Annotated in this window: 26 protein-coding genes and 3 pseudogenes; 11 read left to right on the top strand and 18 right to left on the bottom strand. The window is 38.5% G+C overall.

The window, feature by feature from the left end; all coding sequences use genetic code 11:
* Positions 1–7 precede the first annotated feature (7 nt).
* Together MKX65_RS10745 and MKX65_RS10740 are read left to right on the top strand one after the other, a co-directional pair.
* Positions 8–1,471: a potassium/proton antiporter gene (locus tag MKX65_RS10745; RefSeq protein WP_340903580.1), complete on the top strand. Its 1,464-nt coding sequence runs from the start codon at positions 8–10 to the stop codon at positions 1,469–1,471.
* A gap of 166 nt (positions 1,472–1,637) precedes the next feature.
* The gene (locus MKX65_RS10740) at positions 1,638–2,369 is read left to right on the top strand and encodes a ZIP family metal transporter (protein ID WP_445677913.1); all 732 of its coding nucleotides are present in this window, start codon (positions 1,638–1,640) and stop codon (positions 2,367–2,369) included.
* 69 nt (positions 2,370–2,438) lie between these two features.
* Here MKX65_RS10740 and MKX65_RS10735 read toward each other — a convergent pair.
* A pseudogene (locus MKX65_RS10735) lies at positions 2,439–2,738 on the bottom strand (YhcN/YlaJ family sporulation lipoprotein); the annotation flags it as partial.
* An 89-nt stretch (positions 2,739–2,827) separates the two neighbouring features.
* Between MKX65_RS10735 and MKX65_RS10730 the strand changes: the two are divergent.
* Positions 2,828–3,124, top strand: a complete 297-nt coding sequence (locus MKX65_RS10730) for a hypothetical protein (protein ID WP_340903578.1) — start codon at positions 2,828–2,830, stop codon at positions 3,122–3,124.
* Between the two features lie 74 nt (positions 3,125–3,198).
* On the opposite strand, the gene MKX65_RS10725 is transcribed toward MKX65_RS10730, so the two are convergent.
* Positions 3,199–3,324, bottom strand: a complete 126-nt coding sequence (locus tag MKX65_RS10725) for a hypothetical protein (protein WP_340903577.1) — start codon at positions 3,322–3,324, stop codon at positions 3,199–3,201.
* A gap of 234 nt (positions 3,325–3,558) precedes the next feature.
* Here MKX65_RS10725 and MKX65_RS10720 point away from each other — a divergent pair, with 234 nt between their 5' ends.
* Complete coding sequence (locus tag MKX65_RS10720; RefSeq protein WP_340903576.1) at positions 3,559–3,813, top strand: hypothetical protein; 255 nt, start codon at positions 3,559–3,561, stop codon at positions 3,811–3,813.
* A gap of 19 nt (positions 3,814–3,832) precedes the next feature.
* Positions 3,833–4,159 (top strand): antibiotic biosynthesis monooxygenase family protein, encoded by a 327-nt coding sequence (locus tag MKX65_RS10715; protein WP_340903575.1) that lies wholly within the window; start codon positions 3,833–3,835, stop codon positions 4,157–4,159.
* Positions 4,160–4,172: 13 nt separating this feature from the next.
* Here MKX65_RS10715 and MKX65_RS10710 read toward each other — a convergent pair whose 3' ends face one another.
* The gene (locus tag MKX65_RS10710) at positions 4,173–4,367 is read right to left on the bottom strand and encodes a gamma-type small acid-soluble spore protein (protein ID WP_340903574.1); all 195 of its coding nucleotides are present in this window, start codon (positions 4,365–4,367) and stop codon (positions 4,173–4,175) included.
* Between the two features lie 124 nt (positions 4,368–4,491).
* Here MKX65_RS10710 and MKX65_RS10705 point away from each other — a divergent pair, with 124 nt between their 5' ends.
* On the top strand, positions 4,492–5,064 hold the full coding sequence (locus MKX65_RS10705; protein ID WP_340903573.1) for a cysteine hydrolase family protein: 573 nt from the start codon (positions 4,492–4,494) through the stop codon (positions 5,062–5,064).
* A 28-nt stretch (positions 5,065–5,092) separates the two neighbouring features.
* Here the strand turns inward: MKX65_RS10705 and MKX65_RS10700 are convergent, their stop codons facing one another.
* Together MKX65_RS10700 and MKX65_RS10695 are read right to left on the bottom strand one after the other, a co-directional pair.
* On the bottom strand, positions 5,093–5,854 hold the full coding sequence (locus MKX65_RS10700) for a YqcI/YcgG family protein (protein ID WP_340903572.1): 762 nt from the start codon (positions 5,852–5,854) through the stop codon (positions 5,093–5,095).
* Positions 5,855–6,067: 213 nt separating this feature from the next.
* Positions 6,068–6,880, bottom strand: coding sequence for an EcsC family protein (locus MKX65_RS10695; protein ID WP_340906215.1), 813 nt, complete (start codon positions 6,878–6,880; stop codon positions 6,068–6,070).
* 169 nt (positions 6,881–7,049) lie between these two features.
* On the opposite strand from MKX65_RS10695, the gene guaC reads away from it, so the two are divergent.
* A complete protein-coding gene (gene guaC, locus MKX65_RS10690) occupies positions 7,050–8,033 on the top strand; it encodes a GMP reductase (RefSeq protein ID WP_340903570.1) in 984 nt (327 codons plus the stop codon).
* 17 nt (positions 8,034–8,050) lie between these two features.
* Here the strand turns inward: guaC and MKX65_RS10685 are convergent, their stop codons facing one another.
* The 8 genes and pseudogenes from MKX65_RS10685 to MKX65_RS10650 all read right to left on the bottom strand — a co-directional run bounded on the left by MKX65_RS10685 (position 8,051) and on the right by MKX65_RS10650 (position 11,669).
* Complete coding sequence (locus MKX65_RS10685) at positions 8,051–8,713, bottom strand: phosphatase PAP2 family protein (protein WP_160546110.1); 663 nt, start codon at positions 8,711–8,713, stop codon at positions 8,051–8,053.
* On the bottom strand, positions 8,710–9,132 hold the full coding sequence (locus tag MKX65_RS10680; RefSeq protein ID WP_340903569.1) for a CBO0543 family protein: 423 nt from the start codon (positions 9,130–9,132) through the stop codon (positions 8,710–8,712). Before MKX65_RS10680 ends, MKX65_RS10685 begins: the two co-directional genes overlap by 4 nt.
* On the bottom strand, positions 9,129–9,287 hold the full coding sequence (locus MKX65_RS10675; protein WP_340903567.1) for a hypothetical protein: 159 nt from the start codon (positions 9,285–9,287) through the stop codon (positions 9,129–9,131). Before MKX65_RS10675 ends, MKX65_RS10680 begins: the two co-directional genes overlap by 4 nt.
* A 110-nt stretch (positions 9,288–9,397) precedes the next feature.
* Positions 9,398–9,727, bottom strand: a pseudogene (locus tag MKX65_RS10670) (peroxiredoxin family protein); the annotation flags it as partial.
* A 15-nt stretch (positions 9,728–9,742) separates the two neighbouring features.
* Entirely contained in the window at positions 9,743–9,913 is a 171-nt protein-coding gene (locus tag MKX65_RS10665; RefSeq protein ID WP_340903565.1) for a hypothetical protein, read from the bottom strand.
* Between the two features lie 20 nt (positions 9,914–9,933).
* Positions 9,934–10,332 carry a DoxX family membrane protein gene (locus MKX65_RS10660; RefSeq protein ID WP_160546108.1) on the bottom strand — a complete coding sequence of 133 codons (399 nt, stop codon included), beginning with the start codon at positions 10,330–10,332 and terminating at the stop codon, positions 9,934–9,936.
* A gap of 60 nt (positions 10,333–10,392) precedes the next feature.
* Complete coding sequence (locus tag MKX65_RS10655; protein WP_160546107.1) at positions 10,393–11,250, bottom strand: M56 family metallopeptidase; 858 nt, start codon at positions 11,248–11,250, stop codon at positions 10,393–10,395.
* Entirely contained in the window at positions 11,247–11,669 is a 423-nt protein-coding gene (locus MKX65_RS10650) for a BlaI/MecI/CopY family transcriptional regulator (protein WP_340903562.1), read from the bottom strand. The genes MKX65_RS10655 and MKX65_RS10650 overlap by 4 nt, the downstream gene beginning before the upstream one ends.
* Positions 11,670–11,808: 139 nt before the next feature.
* On the opposite strand from MKX65_RS10650, the pseudogene MKX65_RS10645 reads away from it, so the two are divergent.
* Positions 11,809–12,459 (top strand): annotated as a pseudogene (locus MKX65_RS10645) (YdeI/OmpD-associated family protein).
* Positions 12,460–13,572: 1,113 nt separating this feature from the next.
* On the top strand, positions 13,573–13,926 hold the full coding sequence (locus MKX65_RS10640) for a putative zinc-binding protein (RefSeq protein WP_160546103.1): 354 nt from the start codon (positions 13,573–13,575) through the stop codon (positions 13,924–13,926).
* Positions 13,927–13,966: 40 nt separating this feature from the next.
* Here MKX65_RS10640 and MKX65_RS10635 read toward each other — a convergent pair whose 3' ends face one another.
* Together MKX65_RS10635 and MKX65_RS10630 are read right to left on the bottom strand one after the other, a co-directional pair.
* A complete protein-coding gene (locus MKX65_RS10635; RefSeq protein ID WP_160546102.1) occupies positions 13,967–14,467 on the bottom strand; it encodes a GNAT family N-acetyltransferase in 501 nt (166 codons plus the stop codon).
* Between the two features lie 4 nt (positions 14,468–14,471).
* The gene (locus MKX65_RS10630; protein ID WP_160546101.1) at positions 14,472–15,470 is read right to left on the bottom strand and encodes a glutathione S-transferase C-terminal domain-containing protein; all 999 of its coding nucleotides are present in this window, start codon (positions 15,468–15,470) and stop codon (positions 14,472–14,474) included.
* 256 nt (positions 15,471–15,726) lie between these two features.
* On the opposite strand from MKX65_RS10630, the gene MKX65_RS10625 reads away from it, so the two are divergent.
* Positions 15,727–16,959, top strand: a complete 1,233-nt coding sequence (locus MKX65_RS10625) for a Bcr/CflA family efflux MFS transporter (RefSeq protein ID WP_160546100.1) — start codon at positions 15,727–15,729, stop codon at positions 16,957–16,959.
* Between the two features lie 128 nt (positions 16,960–17,087).
* Here the strand turns inward: MKX65_RS10625 and MKX65_RS10620 are convergent, their stop codons facing one another.
* Complete coding sequence (locus MKX65_RS10620) at positions 17,088–17,294, bottom strand: hypothetical protein (protein ID WP_340903560.1); 207 nt, start codon at positions 17,292–17,294, stop codon at positions 17,088–17,090.
* Positions 17,295–17,359: 65 nt separating this feature from the next.
* Positions 17,360–17,518 (bottom strand): hypothetical protein, encoded by a 159-nt coding sequence (locus tag MKX65_RS10615; protein ID WP_160546099.1) that lies wholly within the window; start codon positions 17,516–17,518, stop codon positions 17,360–17,362.
* Positions 17,519–17,595: 77 nt separating this feature from the next.
* Here MKX65_RS10615 and MKX65_RS10610 point away from each other — a divergent pair, with 77 nt between their 5' ends.
* Positions 17,596–17,820, top strand: a complete 225-nt coding sequence (locus MKX65_RS10610) for a DUF2798 domain-containing protein (RefSeq protein WP_340903557.1) — start codon at positions 17,596–17,598, stop codon at positions 17,818–17,820.
* A gap of 41 nt (positions 17,821–17,861) precedes the next feature.
* On the opposite strand, the gene MKX65_RS10605 is transcribed toward MKX65_RS10610, so the two are convergent.
* Positions 17,862–18,221, bottom strand: a complete 360-nt coding sequence (locus MKX65_RS10605) for a Lin0512 family protein (protein ID WP_160546097.1) — start codon at positions 18,219–18,221, stop codon at positions 17,862–17,864.
* Positions 18,222–18,225 lie beyond the last annotated feature (4 nt).

Genomic DNA, 18,225 nt, shown 5'->3' with positions numbered 1-18,225 from the left:
AAAAAACATGATTAATATTGATTACTCGATTTTACTAGGTTCGTTACTTCTGATTATAGGAATCATCACGACCAAATTCTCAAGTCGACTTGGCATGCCAGCTCTTATTCTCTTTTTAGCCGTAGGGATGATTGTTGGAAGTGATGGGTTAGGAATCATCTATTTCGATAATGCCACATACGCACAGTTAATTGGTGTACTAGCACTGATTATCATTTTGTTTGAGGGTGGGTTGCAGACAAGATGGACAACAGTAAAATCGGTATTGAAGCCATCGTTATCTCTTGCAACCATAGGAGTATTAATTACGACTTCCGTGGTAGCTGTTGTTGTTAATTTATTATTTGATTTACCTTGGCTTGAAGCATTTTTAATTGGGTCTATCGTAGGTTCTACCGATGCGGCTGCTGTCTTTGCTGTATTAAAGGGGCAGAACATTAACCCTAAACTTGGATCAACTCTAGAAGCTGAATCTGGTACGAACGATCCTATGGCCATGTTCTTAACATTAATGTTTATTCAATTGCTGACGATTGAGGAAACGAACGTGTTCCTACTTATCCTATCTTTCTTTTGGCAGATGGGAATGGGATTACTTATTGGGGTCATCTTTGGGAAACTAGCAACCATGGCAATTAATCGTATTAATCTAGATTCTAGTGGACTTTATCCCATTTTTGCAGTAGCTTTTGCCTTACTAACCTATAGTTTCACAGCGTTGGCACATGCAAGTGGATTGTTAGCCGTATACGTGGCAGCCCTTGTTATAGGAAATTCTGACTTAACCTATAAAACGTCCATTTTCCGATTCAATGAAGGGTTTGCCTGGATGATGCAGATCTTAATGTTTATCCTTCTAGGATTGTTGGTTTTCCCATCTCAGCTTTTTACTTCTGATGTGATGATAAAAGGTATCCTTATTTCAGTAGCTTTAATCTTTGTTGCACGTCCGATCGCAGTTTACCTCTCAACGATAAAGATGGATTTTAACCATAAAGAAAAGATCTTTGTCTCTTGGGCAGGATTACGCGGAGCGGTGCCGATCGTTTTGGCAACATTCCCTATGCTTGCGGGAATTGCCGATAGTCAGACGATCTTTAATGTCGTTTTCTTCGTCGTTTTTACATCTGCTTTGATTCAAGGGTCAACCATTCTTTTACTCGCTGAGAAACTAGGGCTAACGGGACCAAAGAAATCCACCCCTGCACACTCATTGGAACTTGTCTCTATCGGAAAAGCCAATGCTGAAATCATCGAGTACGAAATCCATAAAGAAGATCTGTTAGTGAACAAAAAAATCGTAGACATTTTATTTCCAGAAAATGTCCTAATCAACGCCATCATTCGCTCGGATAAATTGCTCACACCAAGAGGGGATACTTGTTTGCTTGAAGGTGATATTCTATACATCCTCACACCAAGGAGCAGCATCGGGAAGTTAAAAGAGATGTTTAAGGACCATGAGTTTTAATAAAGGCTGTTTTCGCAAAGATTGTTGTTAAAATCTAAAGCCGATTTTAACGTGGAAATAGCCTTAATAAAAAACGGACAGTTATTCATGAAAGAATAGCTGTCTATTTTTTTACAAGAATGCTTGGACAAGTTATACATATGATGGGTATATAATCTAATGGAGGTTGTCCATGTCCTTACTCCCAATTATTGTCTCATCATTATGTACCGGTTTAGGCGCCTTGCCTATTTTACTCGTAAGAGATGTTTCTCATAAAGGAAAAGATATGTTATTAGCTTCCACAGCGGGAATCATGGTCGCTGCATCTGCCTACGGGTTAATTCCAAATGCTATTCAGCTATCAAATGTAATGGTTTTGGTGGTTGGAATCTTATTTGGAACACTCGTTCTAACCTTGTTGGAAAGTATGATTCCGCATGTTGACCTCAACCATTCGGAGCAATCCTCAAGAAAAAAGAGAGTGGTTTTATTGTTTCTTGTAGCTATGTGTCTTCATAATCTACCAGAAGGATTATCGGTAGGGATCAGTAATGCAAGTGAAAACTATGAGGTTGGTTCGCTTGTGTCGTTTGCCATAGGGTTACAGAATGTCCCAGACGGATTTTTGGTTGCATTGTTTTTATTGAGTCAAAATGTAAGTGTGATACGTTCTATTTTACTTGCAACTTTAACTGGAGTTATTGAAATGTCTGCAGGTTTAATAGGCGTACTCTTGGGGGGGACATTTGAGCCGTTGATTCCTTATGGACTAGCATTTGCAGCTGGTTCCATGCTATTTGTGGTTTATAAGGAACTAATTCCAGAAAGCCATGGAGACGGAAACGAAAGGGCATCCACCTGGGCATTTATCTTTGGGTTTGTGTCTATGGTACTCTTGACAGAGGTTTTTCGATAAGAATTAAAATCACCAAGAAGGGCGAAGATGACACTTGGATCACACAAAGTCAGCTTCGCCCTTATCTTTTTATCTTCCACTAGGAAAAACACGCTGAACCATTTCTGTAAATTCCTCAAACAATCCTTTAACCGGTTCACCCTTTTGGATCTTGTCTCCATAATCTCCCATACGATCAACGAAGTCTGGGTTACTTGAAACAAAAACATTATTGATTCCTTTGTCGGTTGATTTTACTTGATCCGAAATTTTCTTTTCTAAGTCCTCTCGAACATCACCTTTTGTGTTGTCCTCTAACACGACTGCAACATAAGCATTATTCTCAGTCACAATCACGTTTGCGTGGCGAACTTCCTGCATATTTTCGATTCGTTACTTCTAATACCAGCTATGCACAGCCAAAGGAATGTCCTGATTCCCATACACTCGAAGTAGTATCCATTGAAAACATTCATGAAGTGGAAAAAGCGTTGCGGGTTCTTGTTCCGATTGCTTATGAAGTGGGAGAGTTTCCAGAGCTTTATTCAGAATGGGAGGTCGTTTCACTAAAACCTTTTCCGAGGACAGTGGGTAAAAGTGAGGAAGAAAATTATTACGGTATGGCTAAACACTTTTGCGGAAAAGAGGTGGCAGACAGATCCTGGCTCGTCCGTTTGCATTTTCCAAAAGTGAAGGCTACCAGTGGAAGCCAAGGCCAGATCTTTATTGCCAAAAAAGAAGAGAGCGGCTGGTTTGTCTGGTTTAAAAATCACTAAAACCTAGTTGTCTCACATATCGATGACACAATATAATTCAAAAAAACGCTTAGGTAAACCCAAGCGTTTTTGTTTTATTTATTTAAATCTTTCTTGGTGATTTCGCTACGAATATCTTTTTCCTTTGAGAATTCTGTATCTTGCTGTTTATTGTTCGGATACTTATTTTTACGTTCGCGGTTATCGTTTCGGTTGGTCAAGAGTTTCACTCCTTTCTATGTAGTCGGAATTATTATTGGCTATTTTCATCCTATATATTAACCATTCATATTTAGAACGTCCTCCAAACACCCCAACATTTCCCATTATATGATACAATATAAAAACGTCTATTCAACGGATCTCAAGTCTTAAAGGAGTCCTACCACGAACATGCCAATCGCATTTGATTCAAACAACATATAAATTTCAATTATAAAAAAGAAGGTGTTACTTTGAAGAAAATCAGCATTTACTTATTACTAGGCATTAATTTATTTTACATTGTCAATTTTTTAGTAAATTTTGAACATACCTTTCTTGAATGGTATTGGCTGGTATTTTTTATCATTGGACTAGGTTTATCCATTTTTTATTTGTTAAAACCAAACAAAGAAAATCCGTACATATTGATTGCATTATTAGTGACGAGCCTGAGTTCGATGGGATTTTACGGCTTTCAATATTTTCTTTCTCATCTTATGGGTTAGATAGAAGGGGGTAACTTGTATGAGTGCAATAATGAAAACACCGGAACCACCTTATTACGCGGTGATTTTTTCCTCGCAAAGAACGAATGCGGACAATGGATACGGAGTAATGGCCACTAAAATGGTTGAATTAGCCTCCAAACAGCCAGGATTTCTAGGGGTAGAAAGTGCCCGAGATGAACAATTGGGAATTACGGTTTCTTACTGGGACTCCATAGATGCGATCCATGCGTGGAAAGAGCATTCCGCACACATCATCGCCCAGGAAAAGGGGAAATCCGAATGGTATCAGTCTTTCTCTTTAAGAGTGTGCAAAGTTGAAAGACAAAGTTTTTTTGAAATGTAAAAAAGACATCCAACTAAGATTGGATGTCTTGTCCATGGATTCTACTTCTAATTTCCTCTACATCTGTATCACTGTATTGACTAGTGTCTTTGCCGCCTGTTTGAGCCAGTAACGCTTTTACTTCATTATAAGACAAGCCAGATTCCGCATTTTTCTTTTTGACCTCATTAATATCCGTTCCAACTTCTGTATATTCCTTGTGATCCATATAATAACCTCCTGATGACTTTCTTCTTACTCTTTCTTGTTAACGATAAAATTATGTAATGAAAGGGACTTCACATGTTAACAATGTAAGTGGTAGAAGAAGTTTATCAGTTAGGAGTTAGCTCATGACAAAATTAATCAACTTACCAGCCTTACTGATCCTTGATGTTCAAAAAGGGTTTGATCATCCTTATTGGGGGAATAGAAACAATCCAGAGGCAGAGGAAAACATGGCACGTTTGCAAGCGGAGTGGAGGAAGAGGAAGGGGCCGATCATTTACTCCAAACATCTATCCATTCAACCCCAATCACCTTTACACCATACAAACAATGAAGGAACAGAGTTTAAAGACATAATCAAACCAGAACCAAATGAAACGGTTTTTACAAAACAAGTAAACAGTGCTTTTATAGGAACGGAGCTGGAAACGTATTTAAGTGAGCAGCAAATAAAAACGGTTGTTATTACAGGTCTATCTACACAGCATTGTATTTCAACAACTACAAGAATGAGTGGAAATCTAGGTTATCAAACCTATCTGGTTTCAGATGCGATCGCGGCATTCGAGATTACCGATCACAATGGAAAAAAACACTCGGCTGATACCGTTCAGGAGCTTGAATTAGCGATGCTCCAAAAGGAATTTGCTACGATTGTAACAACCGATGAAATGATTAAACAACTCGATCATCTTTAATATTTATGTATAGCGCAGGGGCTCTGCGCTATTTATCTAACTTAAAAAAATTCAAAAAACGATGGTACGGACATTTGGATAATGATGTATCATCATCTCGTAAAAAATACTGTCTCCACTCAAAATTATCTTCTGACCCATAGCTATTTAAATCCGGGTGGATCGATATAGAATCATACTTTGCCAAGCGTTTACGAACTTGCTTTTTAATATTTTGGGCATAAGTTTCATTTTTACCAAATTGTTGTAACACCCATCTGGGGGTAATCGCGAGGATCATCGTATCAAAATGACGACTTTGTCGATTTTGGTGTGATGGGGTAGCACAATACATAAAGTATTTTTCCCCGTGGAAACAAAACTCCCAAACCGGGTCATGAGGATCAGTGGGAATGTCTTTTGGCCACTCGAGCCCGTCAATCGCAGAAAGACCACCTAACTGCTGCCAAAACAGTTGTTCAAACTGTTCCACTGTATATGTTTTTTCTACATCTTTTGGAATATCATAAAAAACAATCAGTGATGTATAGTTCCCAAATCCTTTTGATTTCTCTGTGAACGATTTTAATAGGTGTGCCAGTTCTTGAATGGAGGACTTCTTTCTCGGATCACCTACAAAACCATAGCGGAGTTGATTCGTGGAAAAGCCAATAGTAGCTGGGATGCAAGGGAATGGTCTTTCTCTATCCGTCATTTTTGCTTCGAATTTTTCGAGAACATTTCTTTCCCATGGGGCTAGTTGTTCTCGTAATATCATTTCATCTTTATATAAACCTTTGATAATGATCACCTCACAAAAGCTTCTATACAATATTCCTAAAAGCTTTTGCTGGATGAATGTCCTAATGAAATTGGGCGAATGTGAATAACGAAACTATGAAGACCCTACTTATTAAAAGTAATAAGGGTCTTCATCATGAAAATGAAGACCCTTAAAAATTATGTTTCATAATTATTGATTTTCAAACCATCCATCACGGTTCAATCTCTTAATCAAACCACCTTACACCTGCTCCTCAGCCGTAACTCCCAATCGCTCCATAATTCTTCTTTTCCGATACAGCATAACTCCGACTTCTGCCAAGTCACTAATCATCGAACGGTTGGTGAAGGCGCCGAAGATCATACCAGCGATAGGGACCATTTGAAATAGTTTTTTCCAGCCGAATTGATCACGGTAGGTATACACAACCTCACGCCAACCTTGTAGCTGGGACATCATTTCACCCGATTGACTGCCGTTTTGGTAGTAGCCGGATAACTCTTTGAGAATGGCCTTTTTTCCAACGATATCAGCTGATGAAAATTGTAAGCATTTAATAATAAAGATTCGCTCGCTTTTTTCATTTGGATCGTAGCCGTGGATGATGGCGATTTCTTGCAGTGTTTTTAAAGAGATGGCTAATAGCGCTGGTACATCAATCGCGAGGGTGAAGATTCCTCCGATTCCTGTTGTTGCTCCCTGCACCGTTGCAACCTTTTTACGGTTTTCCGTTAATTTTTGACTGACTGTATTCATGGTGGAAAGAGGGATGTCTTTAATCTCATTAATACTCTCTATTGTTAGGTTTGTTTCTTTTCCAATGAGTTCAAATAATTGCTTATCCGAGACTAAATATTTTCCACCAGTTTGAATGTAATTTCCAATTTCGTCTAATAATACTCCTACTTTATTATGAACAAACTGTGGGGTAATTTTGTCTAGTAATTTAAAAGGAAGTCTTCCAAGCCGTTCCCAAATCCACAAATTCCCTTGGTCCTTTTCCCATTTTTCAATAATAGCAAGTTCTTTTTTTAACTCTTCTTTTTTTTCCAAAATAATCATCCTTATTCTTCTCCATTTTTCTCAGTTTTTCATATTCAACATGATTCTAAACATTTGATACGTGTTTACCTCTAAAAAGGTTTCAAAACGATCTTCCAAGAAACATGATTAAGAGGGGAAAGGTCATACTAAGCTTATTCAATACATAGAGGTGATAGTGATGGATAACGTATTTGATTATGAAGATATACAATTGATCCCAAACAAATCGATCGTGAACAGTCGCACGGAGTGTGATACGAGTGTGACGTTTGGAGGTCACACGTTTCGATTGCCGGTGGTGCCTGCGAACATGCAGACCATTGTTGATGAAAGAATATCTGTTTTCCTAGCAGAAAATAATTATTTTTACATTATGCACCGATTTCAACCAGAAACGCGAATGGATTTTGTTAAAGATATGAAGGCTCGTGGCTTGTACGCTTCGATCAGTGTGGGAGTGAAGGAAGAGGAGTATCCATTTATTGAACAACTAGCAAAGGAACATCTGTCTCCTGAATTTATAACGATTGATATTGCCCATGGTCATTCGAATGCAGTAATCAATATGATTCACCACATTAAAAAGCATTTGCCTGCTAGCTTTGTGATTGCAGGCAATGTGGGAACTCCAGAGGCAGTTAGAGAGTTAGAGAACGCAGGGGCAGACGCGACAAAGGTTGGGATTGGACCAGGGAAAGTTTGTATAACAAAAATAAAAACAGGCTTCGGAACAGGGGGTTGGCAATTAGCGGCCTTACGCTGGTGTGCGAAAGCCGCTAGCAAGCCCATTATTGCAGATGGGGGCATTCGGACTAACGGAGATATTGCTAAATCGGTTCGCTTCGGTGCATCCCTGGTCATGATAGGTTCGCTCTTTGCGGGACATGAAGAATCACCGGGAGAAACGGTAGAGAAAGAGGGGAAAAAGTATAAGGAGTACTTTGGTTCTGCCTCTGAATTTCAAAAGGGTGAACGAAAAAATGTCGAAGGAAAGAAAATGCACGTGGAATTCAGAGGGGCATTAAAAGATACGTTGATTGAAATGGAGCAAGATTTACAATCATCCATTTCCTATGCAGGAGGAAACAAGCTGTCAGCCATTCGAACGGTCGATTATGTGATCGTGAAGAATTCGATCTTTAACGGAGATAAGGTATATTAACAAAAGGAAAGTGAGCATTAGCCAGAGGGACTGCTCACTTTCCTTTTTCTTTTATCCATATAACGCTGAAAAAATCCAATGGCTAACGTAAGCCAAAAAGCACTAATAAAATACCCCGCCAAAATGTCACTCGGATAATGAACACCAAGGTAAATTCGGCTTATACCTATGGAAACGATCACGATACTACTCACAATTATGTGAATCGTCCTTTTGAAAGAAGTATTAATATGACGCCATAAAAGAAAGGTTAGTACTCCATATAACGAGAAAGCCATTGTAGCATGACCACTTGGAAAGCTATAATTAGTCGCTTCCGCTAGGCGATGCAAATCAGGTCTTGCCCGTTGAAAGAACATTTTTAAGGTAAGAAAAAGGATATTCGCCCCTCCAACAACGGCGATAAACAGAATAAGCTCAGCTCGGTGGTTCAAAACCTTATATAGTAGAAAGAGACTGACAAGTGAAAGGAGGATCACTGGTATGGTATCCCCAATAAAAGTGAAAAATCTCATAACCGTGGTCAACCAAGGAGTCTCAAGACCTTGAACATACGAAATGATGCTGCTATCAAAAGAAACAATCGTATTTCTTCTTACTAAAAGAGCCATTACACTAAATGCTAGTAAAGACACTAGGCTGATTATAAAAGCGATGATTAGTTGAGTTTTTAATTTCATGAAGGACTCCATTTTTTTTCATAATAGCGCTTTGAAACCATCATACATTTTAAAATAAGTGCTCGGACGACAATACCAAGAATAATGTAATAAACGAATGAATACAAGTAATTCCATTTGAAATACCGAACGAGGTGGAGCCATTCACAAAAGGGTTCACCGATAAAGGCATACGCAATTGCCATGATGACTTGGGCAATAATGAAGGATTTCCATGTTTGAAAATATTGAAATAGTAGGATAAAAGCTACAGGTACCATGGAAACATCAAATGGAAATCCCCTTGGTATGACGGGTAGAAACTCTACCGGATACTCCCAAAAGGAAAACTGCATTCCTACAGTATCCAAAAGAAGAGTCACATTCATCACGATCATACCGAATAGAAGAGACTCCACAAACCATTTTCTTTTTTTCATAACAAACCAGAAAATCCATGGAACAACAAAAAACAGAGTAAGATCCACCATTCCCAAGTTAAAAATTCATTCTCAAGCCATCCTCTAGCATCGAGCATAAATAACTCATCTTCTAAGAACCGTACGTCTTCAAGGTTTTCTTCAATAGTGTCCATAAAAACCACCACCTGCTCATCTATCTATAGATTCTATTTTTGCCTATTTTTCGTGTTTTAATGTTAAAGACGAAAAAAAGACCGTAGAAACATCTGCGGTCAAAAAATAGCTAGTTTGAGATACCTGCGTACTCTTTTTTAATTTCCTTTAAAGTCTTGTCAAACTCCTCACCCCAAAGGTCATTAATGGTATGAAATACGACCTCACCATCACTGTTCAACATTCCATAGCCTCTATAAGCCATATCACCATTTTTCATCCCAAATAAATCGATCAATTCTAATTCAGGGTCAGATATGAAAGGGATGCTACTACCGAACATGTCCACTAATGCTTGATATAACAGCAATTGCTGATCAGGGGTATCGCCACTAACAATATACATATTTACATCTAAATCTTCTAATTGTGAGATATTTTCATGCAGCTGAACCAGCTGCTGTTGGCAGTGTGTTCAGGTGTATGTGGTGATAAAAAAGAATAGTGTTGGTTTCTCTTGTGGGAAGGTCACTTCCTTCTTATTTTGGTCAACCAAAACCAGCGTTCCATCCATTTTCTCTGTTCCGCAAGCGGGTAAGAGCAAAAGGAGGATAGCTAATAAGCTAAATAATCGTTTTGTTTTCATTGTTACACCATAACCTTGTCTTATATTTGAGGGGGAGTTTCTTTCGTAGGAATTTTCGAATCTAGACTGAACAAAGAGCTGCCGGTTAGTGATAAAAAGACAGCGATAGCAAGTAAAACAACATCTAATTCATATCCTCCCATGAAACCTGCGCCAATTTTGACTTTTACAATTGCACCTAACATGATAAGTGCAAACAGGGCTGAAACAAATTTCGTTCCTAGTCCAATGATTAAGGCAACACCTCCAAGTAGCTCAATTCCAGCAACTACATAAGCAAGTATTCCTGGCAAACCAATACTTGCAAACCATCCAGCCGTATTTTCAATTCCTCCTTGCAATTTGGCTAAACCATGGATAAAGAAGGTAATTCCTAGTACAACCCTTAGAATTAGGGCACCTATTTCATGTTTGTTCATTGATTCATTCTCCTCTCATTTTATTTTAAACTACACAGTGTAGTGTAATACACAAAAAGATTAGGCAGTGGTGAGTAAAACCATGCCTATGAAAAAAAGTAACACGTGAACCGAAATGAAAATGGTTTTTGTGGTCAACTTGATTGGAATCGCTTCTTTTGGTTCGACTAATTGCTGTAGCCGAAAGTTAATAGAACCCCCAGAAAAATGAACCAAAGAAGGGGTAGTCTTTAATGAAACATGATACTTAATCAACTTGATTAATGCCGTACTCAGCTCCATTTCTGACCCCATTTTTCGTACCGCATACTCATCTGCAAGAATTTCACTAATGATACTGTAATTTTGTTGACACCAATGCGTTAGCGGAATGAACCACAGAGACTGGGCAATGATCTCTAGCAAATAGACCTTCAAAGGATCACGGTTGTTTTTATGGAAGGTCTCGTGCTCAATCACTGCTCTCAACTCATCTTTTTCAAGCAACTGGATTAAACCGGTTGATAAGACAATTGTAGGTTTGATGTACCCCATGGTGAAGGCAAGTACGGAACTACTTTTGACAACGATTAGTCGATCGTTATGACCAAACGTAGTTCGAATCAACGAGGTTAACTCGTTGTCCTTACATTTCAATAATCGTCTAGAAAACCTTTTAGATACAATTACTTGTCTACCTATTTTTATAAAGGTGATTAATAAAATATAGGTGAGGAGGGTGTTAAAGAGAAAAATAACTAAAAAATAATAGAACGAATCTTCCATAAACAAGCTTAAGCAAAATTTAAAAAAGTTCATTTTTAGCTGTGTACCAAAAATCAAATGAGTAAGAAACATTCCCATTTGAACCCATATGAGGGTTGCTAACCCAAGGCTTAGAAATAGTAAGTAGAGTGATTTCTTTTTCCACCACATCATAACTTGTCCTTTTTAAGTTGTTGAATTTTTTGTTCGAGTTTATTTAATAGAGTTTCATCCACGTCGGTGAGGGAATCAATCATGTGGCTGATCACAACGCCACCGAATTCATCGAGTAGATTTTCGGTCAGTTTTTTGGACTGTTCTTCCAAAAATTCCTCTTTGGTTTGAATAGGACTAAAAAGGGAAACACGTCCACTTACTCGCTTTTTTAGTACCCCTTTGTCTACCAGTCGATTCATAACCGTCATAACGGTATTAAAGTTGATATTTTTTTCAGAATCAAGGCTTTGCTGTACTTCTTTTATACTGTATTCACCTTGTTCCCTGTCCCAGAAAAGCTCCATAATTCTTGCTTCTAACGGACCAAAGAAACGAGAAAGACCTTCTTCATTGTACTTAAATCGCTTAATAGACAAGTTAATCACCTTCCACTACTGATTGTAGTGTGAAATATAAAGATAATCAAGTGAAAAACATCCTTTCCTAAAACAATAGTATGATATAACTATATATAAGAAAAGAGACTTATAATTGAAGGCGGTAAGGGAGCCAACTATGTCAATCGTCGAAAAATTAAAACTAGAAAAGTATACAAATATGGTAGTAATTAACCAGCCAAGTGATTATGATATTTTTACAGGTTATCCTACCGAATTAAGAAGAGATCATGATGCGGTTTTCATTTTCATTGAAACACTGGACGAAATGGTCGCTCATACACAGCATGTCATTAAGAATCAATTATTACTTGAAAAGGGCTATCTTTTCTTCGCCTATCCGAAAAAGGGCAATAAACGATATAGTTCATATTTACATAGAGACGATATCTTTCCTGCGATGAGTGTAGGGGAGGACGGATATATTGGAGACAGTGAGATAAAATTTGGACGTATGGTTAGTATGGACGATGTGTTTACTGTTGTTAGCTTAAAGCGAGAGAAAAAGAAAATGAAGAAAACTCCAGCTGCCAGTCAATGTGTAGCTGATTATGAGGACAATATTACAGATGTGGAAGCATTATTAGCAGACACACCGAACGAACTTGCGTTTTACCAGAGCTTGACCCCGGGATACAGAAAAGACTGGGCGAGATTCATTTTTTCAGCGAAACAGCAATAAACAAGAGACAAGCGCCGCGGGCAAATGGTCGAAGTCCTCTCACAAGGCTATAAAACCATTGATTTGTATAAACAACAGAAGAAATAAGAAAGAATGACGAATGAGAGAGCTGCTCATTCGTTTTTTTAAGAAAAAAATTTGACTGTGTTGTGCACCCCACAGTGTATCCTAAGGGTGGGAGGACGAAATGTATAAAATCAGTGAATTTGCAAAGTTAACGGGTATCTTAATTGAAAAAAGGGAAAGCGAAGCAGGAGCCAAGCATCGATAAACCTATCGCGAGGGGAAAAGACTAGAAACCTATATTGTAAAAACGCTCATTTATGAAGACAGGGAAGGGGAAAAGAAAAAACAAATTCAGTTTGTTTTAGGAAAAGCCTTTGCAGTTACCCTAACTTTTACACTAATAAAGGTCGATGATTCCCAAACAAGATTGATATACGAAGGGGAGAACAAAGGGGTCAACTTTGTTGGCAGAGCGATGCTAAAGCTTGCTGGGAAGAAGAGTAATCATGATGTGGTGATGGAGTTTCTAGAACGGGTACAGACAGAGGCACGGAAATAAAGACGGCACAACGCTAAAATGGAAAATATACCTAAATGAAGGCTGTTTCTGTGGTAAAGGCAATACGAAACGTTCTTCATAACGCCTATGAAGGACGTTATGGTAGAAATACTAGGCGCTAACGGTCTTCATGAGCCCGATGAAGGACGTTACAATCAGAAATACCTGCGCTAACGGTCTTCATTAACAATTTTCAAGTCCATACTTAATATCTCTACATAAAAACCTAGTTGTACAACGTTTGTACAACTAGGTTTTTTCTCGCGGCAATTATTTCCCAAGTTATTTATCTTAAAATAACATTATAGGGAGAATATCCTTGATCCAACCTTCCTGATTTCCGTCGATTCTTGTCGTGTAATTTTCTGTTGTTATAAATTTGAGCAAAAAAAGAACGCCTATTAGCGTCCCTTTGCATTCTATTAATCTACATTTACAAAAAGCACGTCCTCTTTTTCTAACCCTATAGGTAGGAAGAGCTATGCGTGAATTACAAGTAAACGAAGAGCTTTTCTTTAAATTTTTTCAATTTAATAAAAAAAGTAACATTCTTCACAGAATCCAATCCAACATTTCCTTTACAGTAAATAAAAATCAGAACAGTTTGAAAAAGAAACTGTAAAGGAGGAGTTCTGATGAAAAGAACACATTTGCCGTTGGTATATTCATGCTCAGGCTGTTCTTCAGCCGCACAAACCGCAAACTTGATCGCAGTCAAAATGGATCGGGAGGACATCGCCGAAATGTCTTGCATAGTTGGAGTTGGGGGAGATGTTAAGCCACTTGTAAAAACAGCGAAATCAGGGAGGACAATCATCGCCATTGATGGCTGTCCGTTGGCTTGTACGAAAAATTGTCTCGCGAGGCACGAGGTCCAACCCACCCATTATTTTGACCTATCTAAATTTAATGTGATAAAGAAAAAAGGGGAAGACCCAGACTTAGATGTGTTTATGACGACTTATGAAAGAATAGTAGAGCTCATTTAATGGAGTAAGGATATGTTCACCATGAACATATCCTTTTTTTCTAAATTGATAAACGAAATGCCTTCACTATAATGCCATCATTAGCTGGCTCAAAGTCGTATTGTGGCAGACGTTCGAAACCAAAATGTTTATAAAGTTTGATCGCATTTGTCATAAACTCTCCTGTATGTAACCCAATCGCTTGGTAACCCTTGGTCTTAGATCGTTGAATGCACTCTTTAATTAAAGCAGATGCAATTCCTTTTCCTCTGAATTCTTCAGCAACAGCCAAGGCACGAATTTCAGGGTGATCCAGTTCGTCAACCATCCCCTCATACGCATCCGTTTTAGCTGGAAAAAGAGCCACACTGCCAACGATTGTGCCCTCTACTTCTGCCACAAGTAGCTCCACACCCGGCTGACTGTCGGCATTAGAAGAGATGGCTTTTTTAAGCGCCTCCCAATGTGCATTCGGAATTTTCTCCGCATGCTCCGTATACGCATTCACACGTTGTTCCCGTATAAAAGGGATTTCAGTCTCTTTTGCCTCACGAATAATCATAATGTTACACCTCTAACTTCCTTAGAAATTTGTCTAATTGATTACTTAGTAAATGACGATTATGCTCCATGTTCCAATCTGATAAATCAGGTCCTTTCGGCAATATTTTCACGGAGGTATTGCTTGGATCAATCGTTATAGATGTGTGGTAGTGTTTTTTTATAGCATCAAAGTCAGTTGTATCACCAAATCCCATAGTCTGGTAGAGATCACGAGCATATCCCCATAGATTTTCGTATTGACGAATGAGCTGTCGGTTAGTATTAAAACGAGTATAGTAAGCTGCATCAAATCGGACTAATGTAGCAAAAAGACGAACATCTGAATCGGTGATATAGTCCCCAAGTAAAAACCGTTTTTTGGATAAGCGCTCCTCAAACTCATCGAGTCGAGCAAACAACGTATCATACGCCTGTTCATATGCTTCTTGCGATTTCGCAAAACCGCATTTGTAAACACCATTATTAATATCGTTAAAAATGATTGTGTTTAAATCATCAATCTCATTTTGAAGATGATCAGGGTACAGAATAGGAGCATTTACTTTGTGAAAGGGAGCCCACACGGTTTCTAAGTAATTGGTTAATTTGAAATAGTCATTGTTAACCGCTTTATGGTCTTTCACGTCCACCATTACAGGAACGGTTGGTCGGCCAGAATATTCCGGATCGGTTTTTGTATAGATTTCACTCATGTATCGAATACCGAGAATCGGATCTACACCGTCCTTATCTAGAGAAAACTCCCAATCGACATGAGGGAGGTGGGGACGAATGGGACTCACTGTTCCCAAACTAATCACATCCTCTAACCCTAGCAATCTGCGAACAATAACAGAGCGATGTGCCCAAGGACATGCTTGAGACCATAACAAGCGGTAACGGCCAGACTCAATCGGTAACTCACAGGGACCGTCACCAAAAGGAGTTGAAAATCGATTGCCTTGTCTTTTGAAAGATCCATCTTTATTAAACTCTTTACTAGTAAGCTGTTCATCCTGCATAATTGTCAACCCTCTCAACGAATTGTAAAAATACTCTGAATTTTAGGCTTTATTCAAATTTTAGTCTTTTTCTATCGGCTTCGTCAATTTTTAAAGCCGCGTCGCCTGCTGTAACCGCATACAAAAATTTAATAAATTTTATTATATATTTCAACGACCGAAACAATTTACTTTACTAAGGCAATGTTATAGAATGGTAAAGTTACAATCTTAGGAAATTATGATCTTCATATTTAAAAAGAAAGGCGAGAGGAACTTGAACAATCTAACAGGTACAAAGCGTTTACAGCTGGCATTGCTTCTAGGGTCTCTGGCGATCTTAGGTCCCTTTACCATCGATATGTATTTGCCTTCTTTTCCGACTATTGTGGAAGAGTTCGGTACAACGGCATCTTTCGTTCAAATCAGTTTAACTTCATGTTTGTTAGGCTTAGGACTAGGGCAATTAATTATCGGCCCAATGAGTGATGTGCAAGGACGGAAAAAACCATTATTAATATTTCTTATTATGTATTTAATCGCCTCTGCCATTTGTGCATTTGCTCCCAATATTTATTTCTTCATTGCTGCTCGTTTCTTGCAAGGATTTTCAGCAGCAGGCGGCATCGTTATTTCTAGAGCCGTCGTTCGTGATAAGTTTAGCGGTAGAGAATTAACGAAGTTTTTTGCGTTATTAACATTAGTAAGTAATCTGGGTCCCATTATCGCTCCTGTAGCAGGGGGCGCAATCTTAGCCTTTACAAATTGGACGGGAGTGTTTGCCGTTTTAAGTGTTGTCGGTCTAGTTTTATTTTTCACGGTCTTTTCAAAGCTGGAAGAATCACTTCCAACAGAAAAGCGTGTTCCAAGTAATATTGGCCAAACATTTAGGAATTTTGGAACTTTATTAAAAGATCGTCAGTTTACGGGTTATGCTTTTACACAAGGATTCATCGTGGCTGGGATTTTTGCTTATGTTTCGGGTACTCCATTTGTGTATCAAAATATTTATGGAGTTTCACCACAAGTATTTAGTTTGTTATTCGGATTGAACGGAATTGGCTTGATTCTAGGAAGTCAGGCAGTTGGAAAGTTCGTAGACGTGATATCAGAAAAGACCTTTTTAGTTATTGGTCTAACCATTTCAAATGTATCAGGTGCGATTCTTCTTGTTGCGTTATTACTAAAGGCTCCATTAATTGCTGTGGTTATTCCTATCTTCTTCTTCGTTGCATCGATCGGGATTATTGGAACCACATCGTTTTCACTTGCAATGGAGTCACAAGGGCATATCGCTGGTAGTGCATCTGCTCTATTAGGGTTATTACCATTTATCCTAGGCTCTATTTCGTCCCCACTTGTAGGGATTGCAGGTGAGAATTCAGCCATTCCGATGGGATCTATTATCTTTGGCGCTAGCTTTTTAGCTTTTCTATCGTATTTACTTTTCGTACGAAAAGCTGCCGTCGTGAAACCAGCAATAGAAGAACCTGAGAAGATTTCAATATAAGTTCTAGACGCTATCCAATAAGGGTAGCGTCTTTTCTTTTTAAATATCTAATGCTTGCTTGCATGGAGGCTTGGTTTCGGTAAGTAATCTGTCTTTTTCGTATATAAGTATACAAAGGGAAGTGGGTTTCAGCTTCTATACCAGTTAACTTTTAATATGTCTTTTAAAATAGTCACTTTTTCTTGCCCCAAAGTGTCTGTGATTTCTTTTTCAATTTGTTCTTTAATCTCTTTCATTTCTTTGCAGCTTTCTAGCCCTTTAATGGTTAACTGCAACAGTTTTTCACGTAAGTTTTCCTCAGATGTTTCCGCTACAATCAACCCTTTTTCTATCAAGCCCTTAGCACATTTATGGGCAGCTTGTCTGGAAATATTCATTTTCCTAGCCGTTTCGGCAATGGTTAATTCCTGTGTTTTTCTAGCCTTGTCATTAAGTAGTATTCTTGTGGGGTGACATCTTCATTTCCATTTTGAATGCAGCGCTGACGGACCTCACCTCTAAGCTCGGCGTGTTTTTCACTGACTAAATCAATTAGTCCGAACAAATTCAATTCACTCATTATATTCACCCCTATCAAAATCCGTTGTAACCAAAATCGTAAAGAACGGAGATCCATTAATTAAAAAAATCCTATTCATGTCATTTTTTATGGTTTCAGGCATGGTTTTACTAATGTCTCTTTATGGTGCAATCATGAATGTTGGAATTAGCGCGGAACTTCCAGTCGCGTATGTTAAAGGTGTAGGTTTCAATTTTATCGCAGCCTTGCCACTACAGCTTGTTATTGTCGGTCCAGTTGTTCGTTTGACTTTTACAAAGATCTATCCTACAGAACAATCACTTTCACCTGCACAGAGGTAAACCATAAAAAGGGCGGAAAGAAATTTTCCGCCCTTTAATATCTAATATCCAACCTCAACAGCTGCTACAACTATATACATCAAATCATTTTTATCTTCTTTATCAGGAAGAACGATTCCGCTTGTTGTTAGCATTCCTCCATCCTGAACGTGAACAGTCACCTCTCCGTACGGAAGAACTGCTTTCACTGCTTCAATATCTAGCAACTCTTTATCACCAGGAACCGCCAATTTCACATTTACCTTCATATTTTCCAGCTTGTTCTCAGGAAGAACCGTTCGAATACCTGGCATTGAGTTAAAATGAATTGCATTTTGAACCGCGCGAATTGCTGCTTTCGTCACGTTTTGACCGTGAACATCAATCCCCATTCCTGTTTCAATAAACATAATCTGATCCATAAAT

This window comes from Robertmurraya sp. FSL R5-0851 (assembly GCF_038002965.1).
GTDB classification, from domain to species: Bacteria; Bacillota; Bacilli; order Bacillales; family Cytobacillaceae; genus Robertmurraya_A; species Robertmurraya_A beringensis.
The sequence above is the reverse complement of the archived record's forward strand: the minus strand, read 5'-3'. Positions and strand labels throughout refer to the sequence as shown.